Raw genomic sequence first — 999 nt, 5'->3', positions numbered from 1 at the left:
TGCGTTATCAACGGAGGAAGTTCATTTAGTATCCATTTTTCTGTCCACATATCGAGACAAGAAAATGGGTACTTTTTTAAACGGAGACACCAAAGTGGATACTTTGTAAAATTGGTGCTACCCCTTAAAGGTAATGAATTTTATTCAGGGAATAATTACCTTTGATATCCTAAGCTAGTTTATCTATAGTATAAATAGATATATTGATGACATTAGTATTTTTATACTGCATTAATTCAAAGTGATAAAATTTCTTTTTGTTTTTTTAATTAGTAAACATTTAAAAAACTTCACGACAAACACATTTTAACTCCACTCATCGCACAAGTTAAAATTATATAATTAATTCATAGTAAAACAAACTAATAATTTTAATATAATAATATTAAGAATATACATTTATTGATTATAATAAAATATAAATTGAATGCGAGGTTGTATTATGAACAAATTTAATAATGATAATATACCAAGTTTAGTTTCTGAAGAAAACGTTGAACTATTAAAAGTTATGGCTCATCCAATACGTCTACAAATTGTTAGTGAATTGGCTAAGAGCAAGAAATTAAATGTAACACAATTAACTAATATTTTGGATATTCCACAATCAACAGTATCGCAACATTTATCCAAAATGAAAGGGAAAGCACTGAAAGCTGAAAGAAAAGGGTTAGAGATATACTATCATATTCAAAACTCCAAAGCTGATAAAATCATACAAATACTAGGTCATGCTAATTAAATTGAAAAAATAGGTGGATGTACACCCAAACAGGGATTACAATTCACCTATTTTTTATTTTATAAAAAACATAAAAACGTTATAGTAAAATTTCTATAATTATAGTCCTTGTTCAACGTATTAAAGATTTTAAAGCGTATGTTATAGAATGTAACGCATCGTAAAAACTTTACAACATATTCATAACAACCACGGTACCCTTTCTCGTTAAAACAAGAAAATAGTAACGTGTTTTTACCTCATAAATAGTCTAAATC

At 26.8% G+C, this 999-nt stretch carries 1 protein-coding gene; it reads left to right on the top strand.

Annotated features, from left to right (window positions below; all coding sequences use genetic code 11):
* Positions 1-442 precede the first annotated feature (442 nt).
* Positions 443-742: an ArsR/SmtB family transcription factor gene (locus MR167_RS31505; protein ID WP_242316233.1), complete on the top strand. Its 300-nt coding sequence runs from the start codon at positions 443-445 to the stop codon at positions 740-742.
* Positions 743-999: the final 257 nt, after the last annotated feature.

Source organism: Bacillus cereus group sp. BfR-BA-01355 (assembly GCF_022663675.1).
Taxonomy (GTDB): Bacteria; Bacillota; Bacilli; order Bacillales; family Bacillaceae_G; genus Bacillus_A; species Bacillus_A thuringiensis_S.
Note: the sequence above shows the minus strand (reverse complement) of the source record. Positions and strands in the feature narration are given on the sequence as shown.